This window comes from Azospirillum oleiclasticum, from assembly GCF_013423485.1.
In the GTDB taxonomy this organism is placed as follows: domain Bacteria; phylum Pseudomonadota; class Alphaproteobacteria; order Azospirillales; family Azospirillaceae; genus Azospirillum; species Azospirillum oleiclasticum.
Map to the genome: position 1 here is coordinate 43,709 of NZ_JABFFR010000040.1, position 26,675 is coordinate 70,383.

Below are 26,675 nucleotides of genomic sequence, written 5' to 3' on the forward strand. Positions count from 1 at the left end.
ACCCCATCAACATACGTGAGCCGCGCCACCATTCAACCGACAGGTTGTGACAGTCTCCCTTGCCCGATGTCGCCGTCCGCCCCATTGTCAGGGGCATGGCCATACCGCTCGATCAGGCCGAGGTCTGGATCTTCGACCTCGACAACACCCTCTACCCCGCGTCCTGCAACCTGTTCGCCCAGGTGGACCAGCGCATCGGCGACTTCATCGCCGACCGCTTCGGCATTCCCTTCGGCGAGGCGCGCGCCATGCAGAAGCGGTTCTTCCGCGAGCATGGCACGACGCTCCGCGGGCTGATGGTGGAGCACGACATCGACCCCGTGCCCTTCCTCGACTACGTCCACGACATCGACGCCACGCCGGTGGATCCCTCCCCCGCGCTCGACCGCGCGCTGGCGGCGTTGCCCGGCCGCAAGGTGATCTACACCAACGGATCGGTGGCGCACGCCGCCAACATCACCGCGCGGCTGGGCATCCGCGACCGGTTCGACGCGGTGTTCGACATCGTCGCCGCCGGCTATGTCCCCAAGCCGGACCCGCGCCCGTACCGGACGATGACGGAAAGCTTCGGCATCGACCCGTCGCGCGCGGTGATGGTCGAGGACATCGCCCGCAACCTCACCCCCGCCCACGCCATGGGCATGACCACCGTCTGGGTGGTCAGCGAGGCCGACTGGGCGCGCCCCGACCTGGGCGGCGTCGGCACCGGCGACCACATCGACCACGCCGTGCCGGATCTGGTGGCGTGGCTGGCCGAGGTGGCCGGCACGGCCGAGTGAGGTCGCCGGGCCGCTTGGACCCGGCGCCATCCGATCCTATTCGTTGTCCTGGATGATGCAGGTGCACAGCCAGGGGGTCAGGAAATCGATGAAGACGATGTTCGGCTTCGGCGATTGCGTGCGCCACTGGCTCGTGCGTTGCGGGAGCCAGGGGTTGCAGATCGTGGAGAGCACCCGCACATCGACCAGCCCCGCCGCACCCGTCAGCGTCCAGGACAGCAGGAACAGGTAGTCCTTGCCATAGCCGCCATACATCGTCAGCAGGCCGAGCTGGTTGTCCTGCATGACCACGAACTCGTCCGAGTCCGCGTAGTGGTCGAACACCTGCAGGCCGCTGGCCGCCGGATCCAGGATGGGGGTGCCGTCCGGCAAGGCCGGCGGATTCGGCACGTCCATGTAGCGGAACACGCCATTCGCGTTGTTCCAATAGCCCGCGAACTCCGCGTCGAAGGTCGCCACCACCCGGCCGGCGAGCGCCGACAGGGGCTGGTCCTGAAGCACCAGGGTCAGGTCGGTGGATGTGAACATCCACGATCCCAGCCCGTTCTCGACCGCGGCGACGATCGCGCCGACCGCCTCCGGGCTGTAGGTGTGGGAAAATTTGAGGAACACCGCCTCGGCCGCCGCCGCCGGCAGCTCCATGAAGCTGCGGATCTGCCCCAGCACCTCGTCCAGCGTCGGGCCGACACCGCCCTGCGCCGCCGTGTTGTCGCCGCTGTAATGGGCCAGCCGCAGCAGGCCGCCGGCGTCGTAAATGCGGAAATCGAAGTAGCGCGAGCCGGCCTTGAGCTGGTCGTACACCGGCAGCGCCTGGGTCTGCACCCATTCATCCGCAGCGAACAGCGTGGAATAGCCCAGCTCGTACATGCCGGCGTCGTGGCTGCCCGGCATGGTCAGGCCGTTGACCAGCACGTCGGGTTTGCGGGACAGCAGCTCGCCCATCCAGCCGCTGTGGTCGGGCACCGCCCAGCTCTGCACGTAGAAGGCGTTCGTGTAGCCGCCGGAGGTCTGGTAGACCTGCAGCCGGTCGGCGGCCGCGCCGGTGGCGGGGATGTTGCGGTCGAGCTTGGTGTAGGCGTCCCGCTGGTCGGCCTGGAAGAACAGGATCGAGCCGTCGCTGAAGGTCAAGGTCATGGTGAAGGGGTGCGTGCTGGCGTGGGTGTTCACCTCCTCCCGCTCGCACCGCGAGTTGTTGTTCGGTATTTGGGCACCCTGGAAATTCAGGTCCGGCCGGCAGTCCCCGTCCCAGTCGTAGTTGTCGATCCCCGAGACGACGGTATTGATGATGTCCATCCCGGATAGATTGACCACGCACAAGGTCGTTTGCTGACTTGCCATACCCTTCCCCTCCCCGCCTATGGCGATACGAACCGCCGCATTTCGCACGCATTGATGCGCGCTTGGAAGGAACTATGGACGAATAATTGCATGGAAACGAACAGAATCTCCGACACTGCGCCGGCACCGCCAGCCCCCCGAGCGCCCGCGGCACCGCGGTTGACAAGCCCCCCTCCGTCGGCCCAATTAGGCGTCCCATCCAACGATCGCGCCATTGGACCGCCATGAGCCACGCCGCCCTCGAAGCCGCCATCAACGACGCGTGGGAAGCCCGCGCCACCCTGGACACCGGCACCACCGGCGCCGTCCGCGAGGCCGTGGAGCAGGCGCTGGCCGGGCTCGACGCCGGGACCTTCCGCGTGGCCGAGCCGGCGGCCGGCGGCGGCTGGACCGTCAACCAGTGGCTGAAGAAGGCGGTGCTGCTGTCCTTCCGCCTGAACGGCAACGTCACCATCCCCGGCGGCCCCGGTGAATCCCCCTGGTACGACAAGGTGTCGCCCAAGTTCGCGGGTTGGACCGACGAGACGTTCCAGGCCGCCGGCTTCCGCGCGGTTCCGGGCAGCATCGTGCGCCGCGGCGCCTTCGTCGCGCCCAACGTCATCCTGATGCCCAGCTTCGTGAACATCGGCGCCTATGTCGACAGCGGCACCATGGTGGACACCTGGGTCACCGTCGGCTCCTGCGCGCAGATCGGCAGGAATGTCCACCTGTCCGGCGGCGTCGGCATCGGCGGCGTGCTGGAGCCGTTGCAGGCCAACCCCGTGGTGATCGAGGACGACTGCTTCATCGGCGCCCGTTCCGAGGTGGTCGAAGGCGTGATCGTCGAGCGCGGGGCGGTGCTGTCCATGGGCGTCTTCATCGGCGCCTCCACCAAGATCATCGACCGCAACACCGGCGAGGTGTTCGTGGGCCGCGTGCCGGCCTATTCGGTGGTGGTGCCCGGCACCATCCCGGGCAAGCCGCTGCCCGATGGCAGCCCCGGCCCCGGCCTCTACTGCGCCGTCATCGTCAAGCGGGTGGACGAGCAGACGCGGGCCAAGACCTCGATCAACGACCTGCTGCGGGACTGACAGCCATGGGCGGAGCCAGCACCGGCGGTCTGGCCGCCACCGATCCCGTCGCCATAGCGCGGGCGCTGATCCGCTGCCCCAGCGTGACCCCGGCGGACGCCGGGGCGCTGGGCGTGCTGGAATCGGTGCTGGCTCCGCTCGGCTTCACCTGCCACCGTCTGCGCTTCGAGGAGCCGGGCACCGCCCCGGTGGAGAACCTCTACGCCCGGCTGGGCGACCGCGGCCCCAACTTCTGCTTCGCCGGCCACACCGACGTGGTGCCGGTGGGCGATCCGCGCGGCTGGACCGTCGATCCCTTCGGCGGGGAGATCCACAACGGTCATCTGTTCGGCCGCGGTGCGGTGGACATGAAGGGCGCCATCGCCGCCTTCGTGGCCGCCGTCGCCCGCCGCATCGCGGAGAAGGGCACCTCCGACGGCTCCATCAGCCTGCTCATCACCGGCGACGAGGAGGGTCCCTCCGTCAACGGCACCTGCAAGGTGCTGGACTGGCTGACGGCGCGCGGCGAAACGCTCGACGCCTGCGTGGTGGGGGAGCCGACCAACCCCAAGGCGCTCGGCGACATGATCAAGATCGGCCGGCGCGGCAGCCTGAACGGCCGGCTGACGGTTCGGGGCGTTCAGGGCCACGCCGCCTACCCCCATCTGGCCGACAACCCGTTGCCGAAGCTGGTCCGCATGCTGGCCGCCATCACCGCGGAGCCGCTGGACGAGGGCACGGCGCATTTCCAGCCCTCCACCCTGGCGCTCACCACCATCGACGTGGGCAACCCCGCCACCAACGTGATCCCGGCGGAGGGGAAGGCCGTCTTCAACATCCGCTTCAACGACGCCCACACGCCCGCCAGTATCGAATCCTGGCTGCGCGCCCGCTTCGACCCGGTCGGCGGCGACTACGAGCTGGCGGTCGACGTCCGCGGCGTGTCCTTCCTGACCCCGCCCGGCGCGCTGACGGAGAGCGTGGCGGCGGCGGTCGAACGGGTGACCGGGCGGCGGCCGGAGTTCTCCACCACCGGCGGCACCTCCGACGCCCGCTTCATCAAGGACCATTGCCCGGTGGTGGAGTTCGGGCTGGTCGGACAGACCATGCACAAGGTGGACGAGCGGGTGGCCCTGGACGACCTCGCCCGCCTGACCGACATCTATGGCGCGATCCTCGACGCCCAAATCGGCGCGCCGCGGACGGTGGCCTGACCCGATCGGAACATCATGACCCTGACCGCCGCCGACGTCGTCCGCTCCGTGTTCGGCGTGTACCGTCTGGCCCGCTTCGACCCGTCCGGCATTGGCTATCTCGACCGCACGCCGGAAGGGGCGCTGAAGTCCTTCTACGCCGCGGTGATCGTGCTGCCGGCCTACGCGCTGCTGCTGGTCATCCGGCTGTGGGACCAGATGCAGGGCGTGCCGATGTCCAGCGCGATGGTGGTGGAGGGCATCGCCTATGTGGTGAGCTGGACCGCCTTCCCGGTGATGATGCACCAGATCCTGGGCTCGATCGGCCGCGGCGAGCGCTTCATCGATTTCCTGTGCGCCTACAACTGGTCGTCGGTGGTGCAGATGGGCGTCTATCTGCCGGCCGTGATCCTGGCGGAGACCGGGCTGCTGCCGGAGACGCTGGGCCAGGGGCTGGTGTTCGGCGTGATGATGGCGATGCTGACCTACCAGTGGTTCATCCTGCGCACGACCATCGGCGTCAGCGGTCTGGCCGCGGCCGGCTTCGTCATGCTGGACCTGTTCACCTCGGCGATCATCACCGACTTCGCGGACGGCATCCTTTTGTGATGCCCCAGGGATTCCCGAAGGGATTTATGGCAGCGCATACCCCCTGCCCGTCGGGGCATGACAGTATCGCTTCCCCCCGGCGGTCCCCGCCTCTATAAAGTGCCCTCGCACCACAGACCGGCCCCCTCTCCCCCCACACGGCGGGAGGGGGCTTTTGCTGCCCGAACGTCGAAGAGCGAACCGCCATGCCAAAACGCACCGATCTCCGTTCCATCTGCATCATCGGCGCGGGGCCGATCATCATCGGCCAGGCCTGCGAGTTCGACTATTCCGGCGTGCAGGCCTGCAAGGCGCTGAAGGAGGAGGGATACCGGGTCATCCTGGTCAACTCCAACCCCGCCACCATCATGACCGACCCCGGTCTGGCCGACGCCACCTACATCGAGCCGATCACCCCCGAGGTGGTCGCCAAGATCCTGGAGAAGGAGCGGCCCGACGCGCTGCTGCCGACGATGGGCGGCCAGACGGCGCTGAACACCGCGCTCAAGCTCGACGAGAACGGCACGCTGGAGCGGCTCGGCATCGAGCTGATCGGCGCCAAGCGCGACGCCATCAAGAAGGCGGAGGACCGCATCCTCTTCCGCGACGCGATGGACAAGATCGGGCTGGAATCGCCGCGTTCCCGCCTTATCCGGACCTTCCGGGAGGCGCTGGAGGCGCTGGAGTTCGTCGGCCTGCCCGCGATCATCCGCCCCAGCTTCACGCTGGCCGGCACCGGCGGCGGCATCGCCTACAACCGGGTGGAGTTCGAGGACATCGTGCGCGGCGGCCTGCGCGCCAGCCCCGTGGGCGAGGTGCTGATCGAGGAGTCCGTGCTCGGCTGGAAGGAGTACGAGATGGAGGTCGTGCGTGACCACGCCGACAACTGCATCATCGTCTGCTCCATCGAGAATGTGGACCCGATGGGCGTCCACACCGGCGACAGCATCACGGTGGCCCCGGCGCTGACGCTGACCGACAAGGAATACCAGATCATGCGCAACGCCTCGATCGCGGTGCTGCGCGAGATCGGGGTGGACACCGGCGGCTCCAACGTGCAGTTCGCGGTGAACCCGGAGACGGGCCGCCTGATCGTCATCGAGATGAACCCGCGCGTGTCGCGCTCCTCGGCGCTGGCGTCGAAGGCGACCGGCTTCCCTATCGCCAAGGTCGCCGCGAAGCTGGCGGTCGGCTACACGCTGGACGAGCTGGACAACGACATCACCGGGGTGACGCCGGCGAGCTTCGAGCCGACGATCGACTATGTCGTCACCAAGATGCCGCGCTTCACCTTCGAGAAGTTCCCCGGCGCCGAGCCGATGCTCACCACGTCCATGAAGTCGGTGGGCGAGGCCATGTCGATCGGCCGCACCTTCGCCGAATCCGTGCAGAAGGCGCTGCGCTCCATGGAGACCGGCCTGACCGGCTTCAACGAGATGAGCTTCGGCGACGAGAGCCCGGAGCCGTCGGTGATCCGCGGCCAGCTCGCCAAGCCCACCCCCGACCGGCTGCTCTACATCGCCCAGGCCTTCCGCCACGGCTTCACGGTGGAGGACGTGCAGCGCGCGTCCAAGTACGACCCGTGGTTCCTGGAGCAGATCAAGGCCATCGTCGACCGGGAGATGCTGGTCCGCGCCCGCGGCCTGCCGACCACCGCCGCCGGCTGGACCGCGATCAAGCAGATGGGCTTCTCCGACGCGCGGCTGGCCGAACTGGCCGGCACCAGCGAGGCCGCGGTCGCCGAGGCGCGGCGTGCGGCCGGTGTGAAGCCGGTCTACAAGCGCATCGACACCTGCGCCGCCGAGTTTCCGTCGCGCACGCCCTACATGTACTCCACCTACGAGACCGACGGGTCGGGCGAGGCGGAGAACGAGGCCGACGTCAGCGACCGCCGCAAGGTGGTGATCCTCGGCGGCGGGCCGAACCGCATCGGCCAGGGCATCGAGTTCGACTATTGCTGCGTCCACGCCGTCTACGCGCTGCGCGAGGCCGGCATCGAGACCATCATGGTCAACTGCAACCCGGAGACCGTCTCCACCGACTACGACACCGCCGACCGCCTGTATTTCGAGCCGCTGACCGCCGAGGACGTGATCGAGCTGGTGCGCGGCGAGCAGGCGAAGGGCACGGTGCTCGGCTGCATCGTGCAGTTCGGCGGCCAGACCCCGCTGAAGCTGGCGCATGAGCTGGAGAAGGCCGGCATCCCCATCCTCGGCACCTCGCCCGACGCCATCGACCTGGCGGAGGACCGCGAGCGCTTCCAGAAGCTGCTGCACCAGCTCGACCTCAAGCAGCCGGCCAACGGCCTCGCCCGCTCCCTGGAGGAGGCGGAGCAGGTGGCGGCGCGCATCGGCTTCCCCGTGGTGATCCGCCCCAGCTACGTGCTGGGCGGCCGCGCCATGGAGATCGTGCACGACATGGCCGGGCTGAAGCGCTACATGGGCAACGCCGTGAAGGTGTCGGGCAAGAACCCGGTGCTGATCGACGGCTATCTCCAGGACGCCATCGAGGTGGATGTGGACGTGGTGTCGGACGGCACGCAGGTCTATGTCGCCGGCATCATGGAGCACATCGAAGAGGCCGGCATCCATTCCGGCGACAGCGCCTGCGCCCTGCCCCCCTACTCGCTGGGGGCGGAGATCGTGGCGGAGATCGGCCGGCAGTCCGACGCGCTCGCCCGCGCGCTGAACGTCGTCGGGCTGATGAACGTGCAGTTCGCGGTGAAGGCCGACACCGTCTACATCCTGGAGGTCAACCCGCGCGCCAGCCGCACGGTGCCCTTCGTCGCCAAGGCCACCGGCACCGCCATCGCCAAGATCGCCGCCCGCGTCATGGCCGGCGAGAAGCTGGCCGATTTCCGCCTGAACGGCCCCAACCCGCCGCACACCGCGGTGAAGGAGGCGGTGTTCCCCTTCGCCCGCTTCCCCGGCGTGGACATCGTGCTGGGGCCGGAGATGAAGTCCACGGGCGAGGTCATGGGCCTTGACCACAATTTCGCCATGGCTTTCGCCAAGTCCCAGCTCGGCGCCGGGGTGCAGCTTCCTTTGAAGGGCACGGTCTTCATCTCCGTGAAGGACCACGACAAGCCGCCGATGATCACGGCGGCGCGTCGGTTGCACGACATGGGCTTCCGCCTGATCGGAACGAGCGGCACGGTGCGCGCCCTGGTCGAGGCCGGGCTACCGGCGGAGCGCATCAACAAAGTTGTGGAGGGACAGCCACACATTGTCGACGCGATGATCAACGGCGACGTCCAACTCGTGATCAACACCACGGAAGGTGCGCAGGCGTTGTCGGACAGCTTCAGCTTGCGGCGGACTGCCCTGACGTACAACATCCCCTACTACACGACCGTCGCCGGGGCCCGCGCGGCCGTGGAAGCAATTGCCGCACTGAGAAACGGCAGTCTTGAAGTCGCTCCGCTCCAGACGTACCTTAGCGGATCGTACTAGGGAAGGTTGACGGCGCGGCGGCACGTCCACCGCGCCGAAACTTTCCCTGGAATGCGTTGGCACGTGATGGACGGAACCGATGGAAAAAGTCCCGATGACTGCGGCCGGCTTCAACCGCCTGCAGGAGGAATTGAAGCTTCTGAAGACCATTGAGCGGCCAGCCGTCATCAAGGCGATCGCGGAGGCGCGCGAGCACGGCGACCTGTCCGAAAACGCCGAGTATCATGCGGCGCGCGAGCGTCAGAGCTTCATCGAAGGGCGCGTCCTGGAACTGGAGGACAAGATCAGCCGCGCCGAGGTCATCGATCCCGCCAAGATGTCCGGCAACACCGTCAAGTTCGGCGCCACCGTCACGCTGGCCGACCAGGACACGGACGAGGAGACGACCTACCAGATCGTCGGGCAGGACGAGAGCGACATCAAGAACGGCATGCTGTCCATCCAGGCCCCGCTTGCCCGCGCGCTGATCGGCAAGGCCGTCGGCGACAGCGTGGAGGTGTCGACCCCCGGCGGCTCCAAGCTGTACGAGATCATCACGGTGGCGTTCCGCTGACGTCCGGCGGAACCCCCGTTCCCCGTCCCCAACCCCGTCCGATGCCCGAACCCGCCAACCCGCCCGCGGTGACCACTGCCGGGACTGCGATCGTCACCGCGGCGGACCGGGCCATCTTCCCCCTGCTGGTCGGGCTGCTGCGATCGCTGGCCGGTCTAGACCGCGGTCGCTTCGCGGTCTGCCTGATCGATCTGGGCCTGACGCCCGAGCAACGGGCCTACGTCGCCCCGCACTGCGCGCGGATCGAGCCGATCGACGAGGCGCGGATCGTCCATCCCGCTCCCGACCTGATCGAGCGCATCGCCCCGCGCGTCCCCTTCTGGCGGGCGCTGACCGCGCGTCCCTTCGTGCCGGAATATTTCCCCGGTTTCCGCCGCTACATCGGCGTCGACGCCGACACCTGGTTCCAGCGGCTGGACGTGCTGGACTTCATGGACCAGGAAATGGCGCGAGGCCGGCTGGTCATCGCGCCGGAGATGGACGTCGCCTACAAGACCTTCCACGCCGCCGACGCGCACGAGGATTTCGTCAAGGACAAGACGACCCTGACCCGCGGCTTCTTCGGCGACGACATGGCGGCGATGACCGGGGCCATGCCCTACTACAACATCGGCCTGTACGGCCTGCCGGCCGACGCCCCGCACTGGGCGATGTTCAAGCATTACCTGACCGAGGTGACCAAGACCCGCTTCCACTTCCTGTGCGAGTCGGTGACCTTCAACATCGTGATGCTGCAACTCCGCAACTTCACGGCACTGCCCGCCGCCTGCAACTGGATGTGCACGCTGGCATCCCCCGTGAAAGGCGCCGACGGCCTCTGGCACTCCCCCGCCTGGCCGTTCCCGGTGATCGAGATGCTGCACCTGACCGGCGCGTCCAAGATGGAACGCTATGTCCCGGCCGGGCTGCTGTATGGGGGTGGGGCGTATCTGGAGGAGATCGCGGGGTTGCTGTAGGCGATCACCCCTCCCCCGCCTGCGGGTAGGCGGCCCTCAGGATGTCCATCACCGCATCCACCAGCTTGTCGGCGTTCTTCATCACATAGTCCGGCCGGCTTTCCGACTGGATCATCAGCAGCGGATGATCGCCGCCCGCGGGGTCGGTGAAAGCGAGGCGGGCCTTGGGCCGGCTGAATTCGGGGTGGTAGGCGGCGTTCTCCGTCATGAACTGCCCGAAGGGGCCGTCGGCGATGGCCTTGTTGACCGACTCTGCCTTGGCGCCGCCCTTCATCAGGTCCATCAGGCCGGACTTCACCTCGTCGGCGGACAGCGACGCCAGCTTCTCGAACGCTTGGTTGTCGATCCAGATCTCGACCTGCTCGCTGCCCGTCCCCTCCGAGCCCGGCAGGAACAGGGTGATCATCGAGGTGCGGGCGGTGCCCGGCGGCAGCGCCGGGCCGGCATCGTCGCCGGCGCGGGCTTTTTCCCACGCCGCCAGCTCCGCCGGCTTCTCGGGCCTCGGCGTGCCGTTGGCCGCCATCCAGCCGTCGATCGCATCACCGATGGCGCCGGACAGCATCATCCCGCCGCCCTGCCCGATGTCGGTGGGGAGCCCGAAGGCGGAGCGCAGAGCGTCGTTACGCTGGCGGGAGAAGTCCCGCTGCGCGTCCAGATGGCTCATCAGCAGGTCGCCCATGCGCTGAATCTGCTCGAAGTCCACCGTCTCCAGCCCGCCTTCGACCTTCAGAAGCGGCGGTGCGGCGGTGGTCACCGCTGTGGCTGGCGCGTAGACGGCCGGAGCGTGGGAGGCCGGCGCCTTCGTCGCCACCGGCGCGCCGCTCTTCAGCGCGGCCAGAGCGGCCTGCGAGAAGGACACGGCGTCCTCCACCGCAGGGCCGGCCGCTGGAGTGGTGGACTTGGCCCCCGCGGGCTTCGCCGTGAAGACGGACCCGCTGTTCTGGACCGGTGTGAACAGGTTGTTGACGCCGCCGGTGCCGACCATGGTCATTTCCTTTCCCTATCTCCACAACATTCTTGCGGGAAATCCGTTAAGGTCCCGTGAAATGTGCAACCGGGTGCCGGCCTGCGCCTTGTGCGGGAGTGACCGGAATGGGATGGTTTCGACCCACCGGATGGACACCCCATGGCCCAGCCCGCACCACCCCCCTTTTCCGCCTTCCTGCTCTTCTGGCTGAAGCTCGGCTGCGTCAGCTTCGGCGGGCCGGCCGGGCAGATCGCCATGATGCAGAGCGAGCTGGTGGACCGCCGCGGCTGGATCGACCAGCGGCGGTTCCTGCACGCCCTGAACTTCTGCATGCTGCTGCCGGGACCTGAGGCGCAGCAGCTCGCCACCTACATCGGCTGGCGGCTGTACGGCACGCTGGGCGGGGTGGTGTCCGGCGGGCTGTTCGTGCTGCCGGGGGCGCTGGTGCTGCTGGCGCTCTCCTGGATCGCCGCCGCGCATGGGGATGCGCCGCTGGTCGCCGCCCTGTTCGACGGGGTGAAGCCGGCGGTGGTCGCCATCATCGCCGCGGCCCTGTGGCGGGTGGGAAAGCGCACCCTGCGCGGGCCGGCGGCGGTGGCGTTGGCGGCGGCGGCCTTCCTGGCGCTGTTCGCGCTGTCCCTGCCTTTCCCGCTGGTGATCGCCGGGGCGGCCGTGGCGGGGCTGGTCGCGGCGCGACTGGGACGGGACTGGTTCGCGCCACCGCACGCCGTGGCGGACGGTGGCGCGGCGGGAGGCGGCTCGGCGCTGGCCGACCCGCTGCCGGGGCCGGGTCGCCTGTTGCGGCTGGCCGCGGTCTTCGCCCTGCTGTGGGTGGTGCCGGTGGGGGCCGTGCTGCTCCTGCTGGGGTGGCAGCCCTGGGCCGGGATCGCGGCTCTGTTCACCAAGGCGGCCTTCGTCACCTTCGGCGGCGCTTATGCGGTGCTGCCGTACATCGCCGGGCAGGCGGTGGACGTCTATGGCTGGCTGACGGCGGAGGAGATGGTCAATGGGCTGGCGCTCGCGGAAACGACGCCGGGGCCGCTCATCCTGGTGGTGCAGTATGTCGGCTTCTTCGCCGGCTGGAACCATCCCGGCGCCCTGTCGCCCGTCTGGGCCGGCACGGTGGCCGCCGCTCTGACGAGTTGGGTGACCTTCCTGCCCTGCTTCCTGTTCATCTTCGCCGGCGCCCCCTACATCGAGCGCCTGATCCACAACCGCGGCGCCGCGGCGGCGCTGGGCGCCATCACCGCCGCCGTCGTCGGGGTCATCCTCAATCTCGGCGTCTGGCTGGGGCTCGCGGTGCTGCTGCCGGCCGGGCGGCCGGACTGGGCGGCGCTGCTGATCGCGGCCGTGGCGTTGGCGGCGCTGGTGCGCTGGAACGCCCCGGTGCACTGGGTCGTGCTGGGCGGTGCCGCCGCCGGGCTGCTGCGGGCGGGCATCGCCGGCGCCCTGTGATGGGCGCCGGTGCCGGAGCGGTCAGAGACCGCTGCGTCCGTCGGCCGGGACCGTCTCGTCCTCGTCCTCGTCGTCCTCGATGACGTCGGGAATGTCGGGCGAGTCGACATCGATCGGCACGCCCGGCAGATGCTTGGACGAGCGGATCGACAAGGCCGACTTCACATGCGCCACGTTGGGGGCCGCGGTCAGCTTCGTGGTCAGGAAGCGCTGGTAGTCGTCCCAGTCCTCCGCCACGATCTTGAGGATGAAGTCATACTCGCCGGCCAGCATGTTGCACTCGCGCACGAGCGGCCAGGAGTTGACCAACTCCTCGAACTTCTTTAGGTCCACTTCGGCTTGGCTGGACAGGCCCACCTGGGCGAACACCGTCACGCCATAACCGAGGGAGTCGGGGTTGATGTCGGCGTGGTAGCCGCGTATGAAACCGGCCTCCTCCAGCGCGCGGACGCGCCGAAGGCAGGGCGGAGCGGAAATGCCGGCGCGCCGCGCCAGCTCCACGTTCGTCATCCGGCCGTCATTCTGCAGGTCGCGCAGAATGCGCCGGTCGATTCGGTCGAGTTTGACCCGCCGCATGATGTCTTCGGAATGCTCCGGGGGGTGAATTTGAGCAACGATATTACACGATGCCCTTTGATCCGCCAAGCGGGAAACCGGACGGCCGGGTACCCGGATATCGGGGGCGGTGATCAGGACCCGGTAGGGGCGACGAATGGTCGCACCCGTTCAACCGGTGCGCGCCGATGAGCCGGATAACCTGCTGGGCCGTCACCGACGGCAGCGCCGGTATGGAGAACCAGTGCATCGGCATCGCCGAGGCGATGGGCGCCGAGCTGACGGTGAAGCGGATCCGCCTGCGCCGCCCCTGGCGCCAGCTCACCCCCTTCCTGCGGCTGGGGACGCGCTGGGCGGCCGATCCGTCGGGCGATCCGGTGGCTCCGCCCTGGCCCGACCTGCTGATCGGCTGCGGCCGGCAGAGCACGGCCGTGTCCTTCGCCGTGCGCCGGCTGAGCCGCGGCCGCACCTTCACCGTCCACATCCAGGATCCGCAGGTCAGCCCGGCGAAGTTCGATCTGGTGGTGGTGCCGCGGCACGACCGGCTGCGCGGCCCCAACGTGCTGGTCACCCGCGGCTCGCTGCACCGGGTGACGCCGGAGCGGCTGGCCGACGCCGCGGCCCGGCTCGGCGCGCCGCTGGAATGCCTGCCGCACCCACGGGTCGCCGTGCTGATCGGCGGGTCGAACGCGGTCTACCAGCTCACCCCGATCATCATGGGCGATCTGGCCGACCGGCTGGCGGGTCTGGCCAAATCCGGAGCGGCCGGGCTGATGGTCACCGCCTCGCGCCGCACCGGGGCGGACAACGAGGCGATCCTGCGCGCCCGCCTGTCCGGCACCTCGGCGCGGGTGTGGGACGGCGGCGGGGAGAACCCCTATTTCGCCTATCTCGCCCTGGCCGACCACATCGTCGTCACCTGCGACAGCGTCAGCATGGTGTCGGAGGCCTGCTCCACCGGCAAGCCGGTGCACGTGATCGAGCTGGAGGGCGGCTCACCCAAGTTCCGCGGTTTCCTGGACGGGCTCTACGCCGACGGCATCGCCCGGCCCTTCACGGGCGCGCTGGAGAGCTGGAGCTACCCGCCGTTGCGCGAAACCGAGGAGGTGGCGGCGGAGATCCGCCGGCGCATGGCGGCCGGGCGGTAGCGCGCACCGGACATCGGCGCGCGGGTCTGTCATGACGGGGCGGGACCGGCTATAACCGCGGCCCACCCCTTCCCATATCATGGGGCTGAACGCCACGGGCGAACCGCCGCCCACCACTCCATCGGGTTCCACCGCCATGCCCAGCACGCATCATTCCAAGGTCCTGATCATCGGCGCCGGCCCGGCCGGCTACACCGCGGCGATCTACGCGGCGCGCGCCAACCTCCAGCCGACGCTGGTGCAGGGCATGCAGCCGGGCGGGCAGCTCATGATCACCACGGATGTGGAGAACTATCCCGGCTTCGCCGACCCCATCCAGGGGCCCTGGCTGATGGACCAGATGCAGAAGCAGGCGGAGCATGTCGGCACCCGCATGATGTTCGACATCGTCACCGAGGTGGACTTCACCGTCCGCCCCTTCGTCGCCAGGGGCGACTCGGGCGACACCTACACGGCCGACTCGGTGATCATCGCCACCGGGGCGCAGGCCCGCTGGCTCGGCATCCCCAGCGAGGAGGTCTATCGCGGCTACGGCGTGTCGGCCTGCGCAACCTGCGACGGCTTCTTCTTCCGCGGCAAAGAGGTCGCCGTGATCGGCGGCGGCAACTCCGCCATCGAGGAGGCGCTGTACCTGACCAACCACGCCAGCAAGGTCACGCTGGTCCACCGCCGCGATTCCTTGCGCGGCGAGCGGATCATGCAGGACCGGCTGCTGCGCAACCCCAAGATCGCGGTCGTCTGGGACAGCGTGGTGGAGGAGATCCAGGGCGGCGGCGACGGCAGCCTGGGCAGCCCCCGCCACGTCACCGGGCTCGGCCTGCGCAACGTGAAGACCCACACCCGGTCGGTGCTGCCGGTCGAGGGCGTCTTCGTCGCCATCGGCCATGTGCCAGCGACCGAGGTGTTCAAGGGCAAGGTGAAAACCGACGCCGAGGGTTACATCGTCACCGCCCCCGACAGCACGGCGACCGACGTCCCCGGCGTCTTCGCCGCCGGCGACGTGAAGGACAAGGTCTACCGCCAGGCGGTCACCGCCGCCGGCATGGGCTGCATGGCGGCGCTGGAGGCGGAGCGGTGGCTCGCCACCCACGAGCCGGCGGCCGGCGCCCACGGCGTCACCAGCCCCGCGGCGTGGTGACCGGACCGTGACCAAACCCGCCGAGACCGACACCGCCGTGACCAAGCCCGCCGAGACCGACTCCCCCCCGGCCACCGCCGCTTTGGCCGCCCGCGGCATCGCGCTGGACCTGCTGCGCGAGGTGCTGCGCAAGTCCGTCCCGCTCGACGACGCGCTGGAGGCGCATCCGGGGCTGGCGGGGCTGGAGCCGCGCGACCGCGCCTTCGTGCGGATGCTGGTCGCCACGGTCCTGCGGCGGCTGGGGCAGATCGACGCGCTGATCGAGCAGTCGCTGAGCAAGCCCGGCCTGCCCAAGGCCGCGGTGCAGGACGTGCTGCGGCTGGGCGTCGCCCAGCTCCTGTTCCTCGGCACGCCCGCCCACGCCGCCGTCGACACCTCGGTGGAGCTGGTGGCGGAACGGCAGGGCGCCCCCTACAAGGGGCTGGTCAACGCGGTGCTGCGGCGGGTGAACGCGGAAGGCCCGGCGCTTGCCACCGCGCAGGACGCCGGCCGGCTCAACACGCCGGACTGGCTGTGGCTGTCCTGGCGGCAGGCCTACGGCACCGCGCGCGCCCGCGGCATCGTCGACGCGCATCTGCGCGAGGCGCCGCTCGACCTCACCGCCAAGGGCGATCCGGCCACCTGGGCGGCAGCGCTGGAGGCGCGGCTGCTGCCCACCGGCACGCTGCGGCGCGAGGCCGGGGGTGCCGTCACCGAGCTTCCCGGCTTCGCCGAGGGGGCGTGGTGGGTGCAGGACATGGCGGCGGCGCTGCCGGCCACACTGTTCGGCGACCTCGAGGGCCGGCTCGCCTACGACCTGTGCGCGGCCCCCGGCGGCAAGACGGCGCAGCTCGCCGCCCGCGGCGCCCGAGTCGTGGCGCTCGACCGCTCGGCGAAGCGGCTGGAGCGGGTCGGCCAGAACCTCGCCCGGCTGGGGCTGGAGGCCACCCGGATCACCGCCGACGCCGCCGGCTGGACGCCGGAGGAGCCGGCCGACGCCGTGCTGCTCGACGCCCCCTGCACCGCCACCGGCGCCATCCGCCGCCATCCCGACGTGCAACGCCTGAAGTCGCCGGACGACGTGGCGAAGCTCGCCCGCGCGCAGTCCCGCCTGCTGGCCCACGCGGTCGATCTCACCGCCCCAGGCGGCACGCTGGTCTATTGCACCTGCTCCATCCAGCCGGAGGAGGGGGAGGCGCAGATCGAACGGCTGCTGGCGAAGGACGACCGGGTGGAGCGGCGCCCGATCGACGCGGCCGAGCTGGGCGGGCTGGCGGAGCTGGTCAACGAGCGGGGCGAGGTCCGCAGCCTGCCCGGCATGCTGCGCGAACTCGGCGGGATCGACGGCTTCTTCATCGCACGGCTCGGGCGGAAATCGTGACACCGTGACCGATGCTTGCGGGCGAAGCCCCGAATTGATACGAACCCTCTTATGCCCCTGTCCGATCGCAACCGCGCCCCCGCCCCTCGTCCCACCCTTCCGTGCGTGATGGGGTGACGGGCATGTCGGGTTCACGCCAAGGATTCGGTCGGCTGCGGGAGGGCATGGCCCGGATCGCCTACGGCAATCCCCTCTACGCCATGATGCTGGGCGGACGGACGCCGGCCTCGCTGTCCTGTGTGCCACCCGACCCCTGGCCCGGCGACTCCGACAGCGGCGGTGCGATCCTGGCGGGAATGTTCCGCTTCGCCGGTCAGACGGTCGGGCTCGACGCGGGCGGTGGGCCAGCCTGGAAGCCGCCGGGGGCGTCGCCCGGCTGGACCGCCGCCATGCACGGCTTCGACTGGCTGCGCGACCTGCGCGCGGTGGGCGGCGACAACGCGCGGCGCCGGGCGCGGGGGCTGGTGCTCTACTGGCTCGACCACAACGCGTCCTGGCACGGCCAGACCTGGGCGCCGGCGGTGCTGGGTGCCCGCGTCGCCAACTGGATCGGGCTGCACGACTTTTTCTGCGCGTCGGCGGACGACGCGTTCCGCGCCCGCGTCTTCGACAGCCTGGCGCGGCAGACGCGCCACCTCGCCCGCGTGGTGCCGGGCCGGCTCGACGGGCTGGCCCTGCTGACCGCGCTGAAGGGGCTCGCCTATGGCGGCTTCTGCCTGCCCGGCCAGGAGCGGCAGGGGATGGAGGCGCTGCGCCTGCTGGAGCGGGAGCTGCCGCGCCAGGTTCTGCCCGATGGCGGCCATCTGGAACGCAACCCCTCCTCCCAGCTCCAGGCGCTGCGGCACCTGATCGACCTGCGCGCGGTGCTGCGCACGGCGCGCGTCGAGGTGCCGGAGAGCCTGCAGCACGCCATCGACCGGATGACGCCGGCGCTCCGGTTCTTCCGCCACGGCGACGGCGGATTGGCGCTGTTCAACGGCGCGCGGGAGGAGGACGCGGCGCTGGTGGACGCGGTGCTGGCCCACGCCGACGCCCGCGGCCGCCCGCTGAAAAGCGCGCCGCACACCGGGTTCGAGCGGCTGATCGCCGGCCGCACGCTGGTGCTGATGGACACCGGCGCGCCGCCGCCGCCGGGGCTGGACGAGCACGCCCACGCCGGCACCCTGTCGCTGGAGGTGTCGGTCGGCAAGGAGCGGATGATCGTCAACTGCGGCAGCCACCCGGTGGACAGCGGCCCCTGGCGCGCAGCGCTCGCCGCCACCGCCGCCCATTCCACCACGGTGCTGGCCGAGACCAACTCGTCGGAGGTGCGCGAGGCTGGCGGGCTGGGGCGGCGCCCCACCCATGTCGGCTGCGAGCGGCAGGAGGTGGATGGCGCTGCGCTGGTCGTCGCCACCCACAACGGCTACGCCAAGACCCACGGCTATCTGCACCGCCGCCGCGTCTATCTGGCCGACAACGGCGAGGATCTGCGCGGCGAGGACACCATGGAGCCGGTGCTGGGCGCCAGCCCCGCGGCCCAGCCCTTCACCGTGCGTTTCCACCTGCACCCGCTGGTGCAGGCCACCGTGATCCAACAAGGTGCGGCGGTGTTGCTGCAGATGCCGGGCGGCAGCGCGTGGCGCCTGCGGGCGTCGGGCGGCACGGTCGAGGTGTCGGAGAGTGTCTATCTCGGCACCGGGGATGAACCGCGGCGCACCAGCCAGGTCGCCGTCACCGCCACCGCGGGGCCGGAGGCCGCCACGGTCAAATGGGCCTTGCGCCGCGAGCGGAAGACCGCCTAAATCCCGGCGTTTTTTCAGGCCCCGGCGCGGGTGAGGCGTCGGGGCGCGCCAGGAGACCGCCCATGACCGCCGCCAACCCCGCCCCGGGCACCGCCGCCGACACAGTCCGCATCACCCGCGCCCTGATTTCCGTCTCCGACAAGACGGGTCTGGTCGCGCTGGGTCGTGATCTGGCCGCGCGCGGTGTGCAGATCCTGTCCACCGGCGGCTCCGCCCAGCGGCTGGCGGAGGCCGGCGTGCCGGTCACCGAGGTCTCCGACTACACCGGTTTCCCGGAGATCATGGACGGCCGGGTGAAGACCCTGCACCCGCGCGTGCATGGCGGCATCCTGGCCCGCCGCGACATCCACGCCGCGGCGATGGCGGAGCACGACATCCCCCCCATCGATCTGGTGGTGGTGAACCTGTACCCCTTCGAGCAGACGGTGGCGAAGGGCGGTTCCTTCGAGGATTGCGTCGAGAATATCGACATCGGCGGCCCCGCCATGATCCGCGCGGCGGCCAAGAACCACGACTTCGTGACGGTCGTTACGGACCCGGACGATTACGAGGCGGTCCTGGACGAGCTGGCCCGCAACGACGGCGCCACCACGCTGGCGCTGCGCCGTACGCTGGCCCAGCGGGCGTACGCGCGCACCGCGGCGTACGACGCCGCGATATCCGCCTGGTTCGCCGGCCAGCAGGGGGAGGTCTTCCCGCCGCGCACGACGCTGTCGGGCCGGTTGTCGCAGACGCTGCGCTACGGCGAGAACCCGCACCAGCAGGCCGCCTTCTACGTGACGGGCGAGAAGCGGCCGGGTGTCGCGACCGCCATCCAGTTGCAGGGCAAGGAGCTGTCCTACAACAACCTGAACGACACCGACGCCGCCTTCGAGCTGGTCGCCGAGTTCGAGCGCCCCGCCGTCGCCATCATCAAGCACGCCAACCCCTGCGGCGTGGCGGAGGGCGATGGGCTGCTGGACGCCTATCTCCGCGCCCTGCGCTGCGACCCGGTCAGCGCCTTCGGCGGCATCATCGCGCTGAACCGCCCGCTGGACGCCGCGACAGCCGAGGAGATCGCCAAGCTGTTCGCCGAGGTGGTCATCGCGCCGGATGCGGACGAGGGTGCGCGCGCGCTGCTCGCCACCAAGAAGAACCTGCGCGTCCTGCTGACCCGCGAGATGCCGGACCCCGCCGAGCCCGGCATGATGGTGAAGCAGCTCTCCGGTGGCTTCCTGCTGCAGAACCGCGACTCCGGCCGCATCAAGGCGGAGGAGCTGAAGGTCGTGACCAAGCGCGCGCCGTCGGCGCAGGAACTGGCCGACCTGATCTTCGCCTTCCGCATCGCCAAGCACGTGAAGTCCAACGCCATCGTCTACGCCAAGGACGGCGCCACCGCCGGCATCGGCGCCGGCCAGATGAGCCGCGTGGACAGCGCCCGCATCGCCGCCATCAAGTCGGCCGAGGCGAGCAAGGCGGCCGGTCTGGCGGAGCCGCTGACCAAGGGCTCGGTGGTCGCCAGCGACGCCTTCTTCCCCTTCGCCGACGGTCTGCTGGCCGCCGCCGAGGCCGGCGTGACCGCGGTGATCCAACCCGGCGGCTCCATCCGCGACAACGAGGTCATCGCCGCCGCCGACGAGAAGGGTCTGGCGATGGTGTTCACCGGCATGCGGCACTTCCGGCACTGAGGCGGCTGCCCCCACCCAACCCGCCCTCACGATAGCGGGGGGGGGTTGGGGCTCAGAGCGTCACATCACCATTCCGGCCACGCAATCACCGATCGCCAGACAGGACGTCAGCCCCGGCGATTCGATACCGAAAAGATTGACCAACCCCGGCACGCCGTGCACCGCCGGCCCCTGGATCAGGAAGTCGGCGGCCGGTTCGCCGGGGCCGGACAGCTTCGGCCGGATGCCGCAATAGGCGGGCACCAGGGCGTTGTCGGGAAGCGCCGGCCAATAGCGGCGGATGCTGTCGTAGAAGCGGTCGGCGCGCCGGGGATCGATCGAATACTCCACCCCGCTGGTCCATTCCACATCCGGACCGAACCGCGCCTGCCCTGCCAAATCCAGCGTCACATGGACGCCAAGCCCGCCATCCTCGGGGATCGGGTAGATGAGGCGCGTGAACGGGGAACGTCCTGTTCCAAGTGCGTAATAATTCCCTTTCGCCAACGATTTTGGCGGAATGTCGCCGGCTGGGAAACCGTCGAGACCGCGCGCCGCCTCCCACGCCCCGAGCCCGGCGGCGTTGATCAGCAGCGCACAGCCGATGCGCATCGGGTCCGGCCCGCCCACCTCCAGCGTGAAGCCATCATCCTCCACCCGGCCCGACAGCAGCGGGCTGCGCAGAGCGATCATGCCCCCGTGGTCTTCGAGATCGCCCTGCAAGGCCAGCATCACACCGTGGCTGTCCACGATGCCGGTGGAGGGGGAAACCAGTGCGGCCTCGCAACGAAGCTGCGGTTCCCATGCCATCGCCTCCGCCCCGCTGATCGGGTACAGGTCGTCCACCCCGTTGGCCGCCGCCTGCCGGCGGATCGCGTCGAGCTTGGGCACCTGGCTGTCGTCGGTGGCGACGATCAGCTTGCCCAGACGCTTGTGCGGGATGCCGCGCTCCGCGCAAAACCGGTAGAGCGCGTCGCGCCCGGCCACGCACAGCCTCGCCTTCAGGCTGCCGGTCGGGTAATAGATGCCGGCGTGGATGACCTCGGAGTTGCGGGAGCTCGTTTCGGTGCCGATCGCGTTGGCCGCTTCCAGGACAATCACCTCGCGGCCGGTCAGCGCCAGCGAGCGCGCCACGGCCAGCCCGACCACCCCGGCCCCCACCACCACGCAGTCCACCCGATCCATGCGTTCCCTCCGTCGCACCGTTGCGCCCATCTGGCCGCAAGCGGCGGACGGGCGCAAGCGCCGGTGCGGAAGGACCGCCATCCTGTCACGGGCGGCATGCCGCCCGTCCGCTATCCGCCGACGGGCGTGCACAGCTCCACGATGGTGCCGTCCGGACACCGCAGGAACGACACCGTCTGACCCCAGGGCTTCACCTTGGGAGGCGCCAGCTCCGACGCTCCGGCGGCGATCGCCCGGCGGTGCGCCTCGTCCACATCGCCGGTGACGAAGCCGATCTCGACCCCCACGGGCTTGGCCGACGCGTGCGCGGGAAGCACCCCGCCCGGAAAATTCGCGTCCGCGAGCCGGACATCGGCGAAAGCGAGAACCGTCCCGCCGGTGTCCAGCTCGCCGTAATCGCCGGAGTCGTGCAGGAAACGCCGCCCCAGCCCGAAGGCCCGCTCGAAGAACGCCAGGGAGGCGCCGACATCGGGCACATAGACGATGGTGTAGCCGAACTTCATGATTTCCCTCCCTCTGCCATCCGCATCACCCGCAGCCGCCGCCCTTGCCATGGCACCCGCAGAGCTCGGGCACCCGGATCTCCCCGCGTGCGGCGGTCAGCACGACCTCCAGCGGCAGGTCGGCGGCCCGCGCCATGTCGCCCAGGCTGGCGTCGGCCGGTACACCCATCGCGCGCGCGGCCTCGGGGGCGAAGGCCGGGTGCAGCAGCGACAGCCGCCGGACGGCATCCGGGGCCGTGGCGAAGAGCGTTTCCAGGAGCGTGTCGGCGGTGGGGCCGAAGGGCAGGTCGGTGATCATGGCGAATCCGGGGATCGGGGTGGATGCGCGATCCTGCCGGCCCGGCACGCGCCGGTCAAACGCCAGCGTGCCGCGCCCCACACTTGACCGTGGACAAGGCGGACCACATGTCGAACCATTGACGGTCCGTCCGGGTCGGGCGGAAAACGGGGTGGGGCATGGACAGCGGAATTGCGGAGACGCGCGGCGCGCGCCCCGGCCTGATCGGGCGCATGCTCTTTCTGACCATCGGCTGGTTCGCGGTGGGGCTGGCGCTGCTTGGCGTGGCGCTGCCGCTGCTTCCCACCACCCCCTTCCTGCTGGTCGCCGCCTGGGCCTTCGCCAAGGGCAGCCCGCGCCTTCAGGCCTGGCTCTACGGCCATCCCCGCTTCGGCCCCTTTCTGACCGACTGGCGCGACCAGGGTGCCATTCCCCGCCGTGCCAAGCTGCTGGCGGTCGGCGGCATGACGGCGAGCTGGGCGGTTCTGACCGTCACCACGGCCAGCCCGCTGGTGCCGGTCTTCGCCGGGGCCGGCATGGCGGCCGTTGCCGTCTATGTGGCGACGCGGCCGGAGCCGGTCCGCCGCGGCTGACGCCGGCACACGCTCACGCCTCGCCCAGAGCGGTGACGGACGAGCTGCGGGCGACGGCGAGCGTGTAGGTCCCCGTTCCGGTGGAATAGGCCGCAGCCTCCGCATAATGGGTGCCGGACACCGTAGCCCGGAAGACCAACGCCGAGTCGAGCGTCCCGCCGGAATCGTCGTTGCCCGCGATGAACAGGCCACCAGCGCTGTAGATCCGCAGATACGGGTCGCCCAACGTTCCGCCGCCGCTGGCGCTGCCGCGCAGGGTGACGCGCACCGTGTCGCCCGCCGTCAGCGACAGCGCGTACCAGTCGCGGTCGCCCGAACTGCCGACCCGCCCGGTCACCACCCCGCCGATCGACACCCGGCCCGTGGTGGCCGACGAGGCGGGAAGGTCGGCACCCGACGGTTCCCCCACGTTGCCGACGACGGCCGGCATGGGCAGCCGCCCCTCCGTCCGGCCATACAGGAAATAATGATACGCCGCCGACGGCAGGGCACCCGCCCGCACCGCCGCAGCCACGTCCGGATAGGCGCTCAGATAGAAGCCGGCATCGAAGGCCGGGCCGGGGTCCCGCCCCTCGGCCATGCCGCTGGCGGCGAAATGCTGGGCACCCGACCGCAGCCAGCCCGCCGCCACCGCCGCCGCGACGTCGGAGTGGGTGCCAAGGTAATACGCCTCGTCGAACAGGGGGCCGGGACTGCGCCGCTCCGCCTGTCCGTTCTCGACCCAATGCTGGAAACCCGAGAGGAAACCGCCGGTCCCCACCGCCCGCGCCACATCCGGGTTGAAGGCGAGGTACCAGGTCTCGTCGAACACGGGGCCGGGCGCCCGTCCCTCGCGCGCGCCGTAGCGCAGATAGTGCTCGAAGGCACCCTCCGTGTTGCCGGCTCCCAGAGCCCCCCGCACGTCGGCGTTGACGGTCAGATAGAAGCCGGCCTCGAAACTGGGCCGCCGCGTGTCCGGGGCCGGCGCGCCGTAGATGGCTTGCGCCCCCGCGATGTCGTCGGCGAGCGGCCCCGACACCCCCTCGCTGTAGATCGGGTTCATCAGGGCGACCACGGCGGTTTCGTGTTCCAGCCCGATGGCGTGGCCGATCTCGTGCGCGGCCACCCGTTGGATGTCGGTGCCGCCGGCCGTGCCGATGCTCCAGCGTTCGGCGCTGTCGAACTCGATGTCCCCGCCGAGCGCCGAGGAGGCGGTGGGATAATAGGCCCTTGCCAAGGTGCCGCTGGCACCGTCCATCGCGGTGGCGCCGATCCGGATGTCCGCGGTCGCCCCGTCGGCAAGCTGGGCGAATCGGATGTCGGCGACCGATTCCCAGGTCCGGAAGGCCGCGGCGATCAGGTCGCGGTAGCCGGCCGGCATCACCCGGCCGACGTCGCGCGATCCCGCCTCGAAGCTCCAGGTGACCACCCCGCCCGAGCGGCCGAGCCCGGCGAGCCCCCATTTGGTGCCGTAGGCCTGAAAGGAGGCGGAGTCGACCTTGCCGTCGGTGGACAGCGCGAGACCGGCGCACGCCACGCATCCGCACCATCCCGCCGATCGATCACCTGCCGGTCCAGCCTGCATCGCCTGATCCCCCTCCGACTGCCGTTCGCAGCGGCCAAACCAACGGTAGCGTAGCACGTGTTGTACGTTGCAGAATGCTCCATGGACCTGCGCGGGGCGTGCAGCGACCATCACCCGCTCCTGTCGCACCCGGACTGGGCCGCCGACGGCACACGCGCGGTCGCCGGCGGCTGCGACCGCTGTTGTCGGCGCCGCGGGTTTGGCGTTAGCTGGCGTTCACCGTCGTCCGCATCCGGCGTTTCCTTCCGTGGATGGTCCTTCCATGAATGTGGTCGAGGCGTCCGGCCTCGTTGCCCTGCTCGCCGCGGCGGGCATGCTCCTCCTGTCGCTGGCCGGGAGCGTGATCCGGCCGAGCCGGACCCAGAACCGGGTGCGGATCGGGGCCACCGTGATGCTGGCCCTGACCGGCGCCTACCTGCTGCGCCACTGGATCGGCACCCGGCTGCCGCCGGAGCTGGCGGAGTACCGCGACGAGCCCGGCCATGCGCTGGCCAGCCTGTGGTGGATCGGCATGGCCTACCTGTCGAACGCGGCGCTGCGCCGCTATGTGTGGTTCGGCCGGCTGGCGCGCGACCACCGGCCGCTGGTGCCGAAGCTGCTGATCGATCTGTGCACGGTGCTGATCTACATCGTCGCGGCGCTGGTCATCGTGCATGTCGTCTACGAGAAGCCGATCACCGCCATCGCCGCCCTGTCGGGCGCGCTCGCCATCGTGCTCGGCTATTCGGCCCGCAGCTCGCTGGGGGAGATCTTCGCCGGCATCTCGCTGAACCTGTCGCACCCCATCCGCACCGGCGACTGCGTGGAAATCGACAAGCACTGGGGCTATGTGGAGGAGATGAACTGGCGGCAGGTGACGCTGCGGCTGAACAACGGCAGCATCATGTTCCTGCCCAACAGCGTGGTGGCGTCGGCCGCCATCATCAACCACAACCTGCCCGACCGGCGCATCCGCCGCCATTTCGACTTCACGGTGGAGGAGGACGCGCCGCCAATGGAGGTGCGCGCCGTGGTGGCGCGGGCGATGCTGCAGTCCCGCCGGGTCCTGTCCGACCCGCCCCCTGGCGTCGTGCTGCGCGGCTGCTGCGACTTCGGCGTGCAGTATCAGGCGCGTTTCTGGATCCGCAGCGACGAGGATTGGTTCTCCGCAGCCGACGATGTCGGCGCGCTGATCCTGGCGTCGCTGCACCGGGCCGGCTACCGCATGGCCTTCCGCCGGGCCGAGCTCGGGGCGCCGGAGGAGTCCACCGCGGCACTTCCCGCACAGCCGGCCGCCCCGGAACTGGCGGCGCTGCTGGCCCGCGTCCACATCCTCCGCCCGCTGGAGGCGGAGGACCACGCGGCGCTCGCCGACCGCGCCCGCAAGGTGGACCTGCACGCCCCCGAGTGCCTCGTCCGGCAGGGCGACGGCGGGCGCTCGATGTTCATCATCGCTCGCGGCCGGGCGGAGGTGACGATCCGCCAGCCGGACGGGGTGGAGTTGCGGGTCGCGGAACTCGGCCCCGGCGAGGTGGTCGGGCACATGGCGCTGCTGACCGGCCAGCCGCGCACCGCCACGGTGAGGGCGCTGTCGGTGCTGACCGCCTACGAGCTGGACGCCGAAGCGCTGGCCGGGGTGTTCGAGCATCGCCCGGCCGCCATCGACCTGATCGCCGCGACGGTTGCCGAGATGCAGTTGCAGAACGAGCGCAAAAGCGAGGCCTACCGCGTCTCCCACGCGCCGGAAGGCGAGCGGCGCAGCACCCTGACCAGCGCCATCGCCGCGTCCATCAAGGCGATCTTCCACAAGCGCGGCGTGCCGGCGCCCGAGTCCCTGCGCTGAAGCGCGAGCGGATCTCCCCGACGATCCTGTCCCGACGCGCGGCCGGACCGGCGGGGTGCACCACCTTCGCACGAGCCCCCTGTGCCTTCCGTGGGCGGTGCGTCATTCCAACGCACCTTGGACGAAAGCGGCGGCACTCGCGATCCTTGCGCCGCCCCGTATCGGCCGGCGTGCCGGCCCGCCCCTTTCCAGGAGCACCATGGTTCCGCGCACGCTGCTCATCGTGGACGACGGCCAGGAACCCGGCCTGCCGGCGGGGCCGTCCTTTGCCGGCTGCGCCATCGTCACCACAGGCCCGGACGAAGCGGTCGGGGCGCTGCGCCGGCACCAGCCACCGGTGGTCGTCCTACCCCTGCCGCCGACCGACGACCGCGGCGCCGCGGCGCTCGACACCCTCAACGCCCTGTTGGAGGAAGCGCCGTCGATCAAGGTGATCGTTCCGGCACGCGCGGCGCAGCGGCGGCTGGCCATCCGCGCCGTGGCGCGCGGCGCCTTCGACCTCTGCACCCTGCCCATCGACAGCGGTGAACTGGAACGGGCCGTGGAGCGGGCGTTCCACCGCGCCGACCTGGAGCAGGAGGTGCGCCAGCTCGCCACAGGCGACACTCCACCGACGCTGCGGGTGGTGCGCGACGAGGCGGAACGGCGCGCGCTGGTGGACGCCATGGCGCGTTCCCGCGGCAACCTGTCGGCCGCCGCCCGCCTGCTGGCGGTCAGCCGGCCGACGCTCTACAGCCTGCTGCGCCAGCACGGCATGAAGGTGGAGTAGG

Annotated in this window: 23 protein-coding genes; 16 read left to right on the forward strand and 7 right to left on the reverse strand. The window is 70.3% G+C overall.

The features are described from left to right. The first annotated feature begins 95 nt into the window (after window positions 1–95). Window positions 96–779, forward strand: coding sequence for a pyrimidine 5'-nucleotidase (locus tag HL658_RS30215; RefSeq protein WP_180286198.1), 684 nt, complete (start codon window positions 96–98; stop codon window positions 777–779). A 36-nt stretch (window positions 780–815) separates the two neighbouring features. Here HL658_RS30215 and HL658_RS30220 read toward each other — a convergent pair whose 3' ends face one another. Further along, complete coding sequence (locus tag HL658_RS30220; protein WP_180286197.1) at window positions 816–2,072, reverse strand: PI-PLC domain-containing protein; 1,257 nt, start codon at window positions 2,070–2,072, stop codon at window positions 816–818. 269 nt (window positions 2,073–2,341) lie between these two features. Here HL658_RS30220 and dapD point away from each other — a divergent pair, with 269 nt between their 5' ends. The 6 genes from dapD (at window position 2,342) to HL658_RS30250 (ending at window position 9,908) form a co-directional block, all read left to right on the forward strand. Further along, the gene (dapD, locus tag HL658_RS30225; RefSeq protein ID WP_180286196.1) at window positions 2,342–3,187 is read left to right on the forward strand and encodes a 2,3,4,5-tetrahydropyridine-2,6-dicarboxylate N-succinyltransferase; all 846 of its coding nucleotides are present in this window, start codon (window positions 2,342–2,344) and stop codon (window positions 3,185–3,187) included. A 5-nt stretch (window positions 3,188–3,192) separates the two neighbouring features. Beyond that, on the forward strand, window positions 3,193–4,380 hold the full coding sequence (dapE, locus tag HL658_RS30230; RefSeq protein ID WP_180286195.1) for a succinyl-diaminopimelate desuccinylase: 1,188 nt from the start codon (window positions 3,193–3,195) through the stop codon (window positions 4,378–4,380). Window positions 4,381–4,395: 15 nt separating this feature from the next. Next, window positions 4,396–4,968: a hypothetical protein gene (locus tag HL658_RS30235; protein WP_180286194.1), complete on the forward strand. Its 573-nt coding sequence runs from the start codon at window positions 4,396–4,398 to the stop codon at window positions 4,966–4,968. A 185-nt stretch (window positions 4,969–5,153) separates the two neighbouring features. Then, complete coding sequence (gene carB / locus HL658_RS30240) at window positions 5,154–8,399, forward strand: carbamoyl-phosphate synthase large subunit (protein WP_180286193.1); 3,246 nt, start codon at window positions 5,154–5,156, stop codon at window positions 8,397–8,399. 79 nt (window positions 8,400–8,478) lie between these two features. Then, the gene (gene greA, locus HL658_RS30245) at window positions 8,479–8,952 is read left to right on the forward strand and encodes a transcription elongation factor GreA (protein ID WP_180286192.1); all 474 of its coding nucleotides are present in this window, start codon (window positions 8,479–8,481) and stop codon (window positions 8,950–8,952) included. A gap of 41 nt (window positions 8,953–8,993) precedes the next feature. Further along, window positions 8,994–9,908 carry a hypothetical protein gene (locus tag HL658_RS30250; protein ID WP_180286191.1) on the forward strand — a complete coding sequence of 305 codons (915 nt, stop codon included), beginning with the start codon at window positions 8,994–8,996 and terminating at the stop codon, window positions 9,906–9,908. A gap of 4 nt (window positions 9,909–9,912) precedes the next feature. Here HL658_RS30250 and HL658_RS30255 read toward each other — a convergent pair whose 3' ends face one another. After that, window positions 9,913–10,899, reverse strand: coding sequence for a hypothetical protein (locus HL658_RS30255; protein ID WP_180286190.1), 987 nt, complete (start codon window positions 10,897–10,899; stop codon window positions 9,913–9,915). 135 nt (window positions 10,900–11,034) lie between these two features. Between HL658_RS30255 and chrA the strand changes: the two genes are divergently transcribed. Next, window positions 11,035–12,330, forward strand: a complete 1,296-nt coding sequence (chrA, locus tag HL658_RS30260; RefSeq protein WP_180286189.1) for a chromate efflux transporter — start codon at window positions 11,035–11,037, stop codon at window positions 12,328–12,330. Window positions 12,331–12,351: 21 nt separating this feature from the next. On the opposite strand, the gene HL658_RS30265 is transcribed toward chrA, so the two are convergent. Further along, window positions 12,352–12,906 carry an Lrp/AsnC family transcriptional regulator gene (locus tag HL658_RS30265; protein WP_180286188.1) on the reverse strand — a complete coding sequence of 185 codons (555 nt, stop codon included), beginning with the start codon at window positions 12,904–12,906 and terminating at the stop codon, window positions 12,352–12,354. Between the two features lie 167 nt (window positions 12,907–13,073). Between HL658_RS30265 and HL658_RS30270 the strand changes: the two genes are divergently transcribed. The 5 genes from HL658_RS30270 (at window position 13,074) to purH (ending at window position 19,982) form a co-directional block, all read left to right on the forward strand. After that, window positions 13,074–14,033, forward strand: a complete 960-nt coding sequence (locus HL658_RS30270; protein WP_180286187.1) for a mitochondrial fission ELM1 family protein — start codon at window positions 13,074–13,076, stop codon at window positions 14,031–14,033. Window positions 14,034–14,169: 136 nt separating this feature from the next. Continuing rightward, window positions 14,170–15,171 (forward strand): thioredoxin-disulfide reductase, encoded by a 1,002-nt coding sequence (gene trxB, locus HL658_RS30275; RefSeq protein WP_180286186.1) that lies wholly within the window; start codon window positions 14,170–14,172, stop codon window positions 15,169–15,171. A gap of 37 nt (window positions 15,172–15,208) precedes the next feature. Continuing rightward, a complete protein-coding gene (locus HL658_RS30280) occupies window positions 15,209–16,531 on the forward strand; it encodes a transcription antitermination factor NusB (protein WP_180286259.1) in 1,323 nt (440 codons plus the stop codon). A gap of 122 nt (window positions 16,532–16,653) precedes the next feature. Beyond that, window positions 16,654–18,315 carry a heparinase II/III family protein gene (locus HL658_RS30285; protein WP_180286185.1) on the forward strand — a complete coding sequence of 554 codons (1,662 nt, stop codon included), beginning with the start codon at window positions 16,654–16,656 and terminating at the stop codon, window positions 18,313–18,315. A 62-nt stretch (window positions 18,316–18,377) separates the two neighbouring features. Further along, window positions 18,378–19,982, forward strand: a complete 1,605-nt coding sequence (gene purH, locus HL658_RS30290) for a bifunctional phosphoribosylaminoimidazolecarboxamide formyltransferase/IMP cyclohydrolase (RefSeq protein ID WP_180286184.1) — start codon at window positions 18,378–18,380, stop codon at window positions 19,980–19,982. 60 nt (window positions 19,983–20,042) lie between these two features. Here the strand turns inward: purH and HL658_RS30295 are convergent, their stop codons facing one another. The 3 genes from HL658_RS30295 to HL658_RS30305 all read right to left on the reverse strand — a co-directional run bounded on the left by HL658_RS30295 (window position 20,043) and on the right by HL658_RS30305 (window position 21,947). Then, window positions 20,043–21,146 (reverse strand): NAD(P)/FAD-dependent oxidoreductase, encoded by a 1,104-nt coding sequence (locus tag HL658_RS30295; RefSeq protein WP_180286183.1) that lies wholly within the window; start codon window positions 21,144–21,146, stop codon window positions 20,043–20,045. Window positions 21,147–21,256: 110 nt separating this feature from the next. After that, a complete protein-coding gene (locus tag HL658_RS30300; protein WP_180286182.1) occupies window positions 21,257–21,649 on the reverse strand; it encodes a VOC family protein in 393 nt (130 codons plus the stop codon). A gap of 25 nt (window positions 21,650–21,674) precedes the next feature. Further along, complete coding sequence (locus HL658_RS30305; protein WP_180286181.1) at window positions 21,675–21,947, reverse strand: hypothetical protein; 273 nt, start codon at window positions 21,945–21,947, stop codon at window positions 21,675–21,677. A gap of 158 nt (window positions 21,948–22,105) precedes the next feature. Between HL658_RS30305 and HL658_RS30310 the strand changes: the two genes are divergently transcribed. Further along, window positions 22,106–22,519, forward strand: a complete 414-nt coding sequence (locus tag HL658_RS30310) for a YbaN family protein (RefSeq protein WP_180286180.1) — start codon at window positions 22,106–22,108, stop codon at window positions 22,517–22,519. A gap of 13 nt (window positions 22,520–22,532) precedes the next feature. On the opposite strand, the gene HL658_RS30315 is transcribed toward HL658_RS30310, so the two are convergent. Continuing rightward, a complete protein-coding gene (locus HL658_RS30315) occupies window positions 22,533–24,035 on the reverse strand; it encodes a matrixin family metalloprotease (protein ID WP_180286179.1) in 1,503 nt (500 codons plus the stop codon). A gap of 310 nt (window positions 24,036–24,345) precedes the next feature. Here HL658_RS30315 and HL658_RS30320 point away from each other — a divergent pair, with 310 nt between their 5' ends. After that, window positions 24,346–25,905 carry a mechanosensitive ion channel family protein gene (locus tag HL658_RS30320; RefSeq protein WP_180286178.1) on the forward strand — a complete coding sequence of 520 codons (1,560 nt, stop codon included), beginning with the start codon at window positions 24,346–24,348 and terminating at the stop codon, window positions 25,903–25,905. A 199-nt stretch (window positions 25,906–26,104) separates the two neighbouring features. Continuing rightward, window positions 26,105–26,674, forward strand: a complete 570-nt coding sequence (locus HL658_RS30325) for a helix-turn-helix domain-containing protein (protein WP_180286177.1) — start codon at window positions 26,105–26,107, stop codon at window positions 26,672–26,674. The last annotated feature ends 1 nt before the right edge of the window (window position 26,675 follow it).

What these genes read in the sequence shown, in the direction of transcription:
- HL658_RS30235 (WP_180286194.1), top strand. Translation starts at nt 4,396, where the DNA reads ATGACCCTGACCGCCGCCGACGTCGTCCGCTCCGTGTTCGGCGTGTAC.
- HL658_RS30215 (WP_180286198.1), top strand. Translation starts at nt 96, where the DNA reads ATGGCCATACCGCTCGATCAGGCCGAGGTCTGGATCTTCGACCTCGAC.
- HL658_RS30270 (WP_180286187.1), top strand. Translation starts at nt 13,074, where the DNA reads ATGAGCCGGATAACCTGCTGGGCCGTCACCGACGGCAGCGCCGGTATG.
- HL658_RS30255 (WP_180286190.1), bottom strand. Translation starts at nt 10,899, where the DNA reads ATGACCATGGTCGGCACCGGCGGCGTCAACAACCTGTTCACACCGGTC.
- HL658_RS30285 (WP_180286185.1), top strand. Translation starts at nt 16,654, where the DNA reads ATGTCGGGTTCACGCCAAGGATTCGGTCGGCTGCGGGAGGGCATGGCC.
- HL658_RS30220 (WP_180286197.1), bottom strand. Translation starts at nt 2,072, where the DNA reads ATGGACATCATCAATACCGTCGTCTCGGGGATCGACAACTACGACTGG.
- HL658_RS30310 (WP_180286180.1), top strand. Translation starts at nt 22,106, where the DNA reads ATGGACAGCGGAATTGCGGAGACGCGCGGCGCGCGCCCCGGCCTGATC.
- HL658_RS30295 (WP_180286183.1), bottom strand. Translation starts at nt 21,146, where the DNA reads ATGGATCGGGTGGACTGCGTGGTGGTGGGGGCCGGGGTGGTCGGGCTG.
- dapD (WP_180286196.1), top strand. Translation starts at nt 2,342, where the DNA reads ATGAGCCACGCCGCCCTCGAAGCCGCCATCAACGACGCGTGGGAAGCC.
- HL658_RS30320 (WP_180286178.1), top strand. Translation starts at nt 24,346, where the DNA reads ATGAATGTGGTCGAGGCGTCCGGCCTCGTTGCCCTGCTCGCCGCGGCG.
- HL658_RS30300 (WP_180286182.1), bottom strand. Translation starts at nt 21,649, where the DNA reads ATGAAGTTCGGCTACACCATCGTCTATGTGCCCGATGTCGGCGCCTCC.
- HL658_RS30325 (WP_180286177.1), top strand. Translation starts at nt 26,105, where the DNA reads ATGGTTCCGCGCACGCTGCTCATCGTGGACGACGGCCAGGAACCCGGC.
- HL658_RS30250 (WP_180286191.1), top strand. Translation starts at nt 8,994, where the DNA reads ATGCCCGAACCCGCCAACCCGCCCGCGGTGACCACTGCCGGGACTGCG.
- trxB (WP_180286186.1), top strand. Translation starts at nt 14,170, where the DNA reads ATGCCCAGCACGCATCATTCCAAGGTCCTGATCATCGGCGCCGGCCCG.
- HL658_RS30265 (WP_180286188.1), bottom strand. Translation starts at nt 12,906, where the DNA reads ATGCGGCGGGTCAAACTCGACCGAATCGACCGGCGCATTCTGCGCGAC.
- chrA (WP_180286189.1), top strand. Translation starts at nt 11,035, where the DNA reads ATGGCCCAGCCCGCACCACCCCCCTTTTCCGCCTTCCTGCTCTTCTGG.
- HL658_RS30305 (WP_180286181.1), bottom strand. Translation starts at nt 21,947, where the DNA reads ATGATCACCGACCTGCCCTTCGGCCCCACCGCCGACACGCTCCTGGAA.
- purH (WP_180286184.1), top strand. Translation starts at nt 18,378, where the DNA reads ATGACCGCCGCCAACCCCGCCCCGGGCACCGCCGCCGACACAGTCCGC.
- carB (WP_180286193.1), top strand. Translation starts at nt 5,154, where the DNA reads ATGCCAAAACGCACCGATCTCCGTTCCATCTGCATCATCGGCGCGGGG.
- greA (WP_180286192.1), top strand. Translation starts at nt 8,479, where the DNA reads ATGGAAAAAGTCCCGATGACTGCGGCCGGCTTCAACCGCCTGCAGGAG.
- dapE (WP_180286195.1), top strand. Translation starts at nt 3,193, where the DNA reads ATGGGCGGAGCCAGCACCGGCGGTCTGGCCGCCACCGATCCCGTCGCC.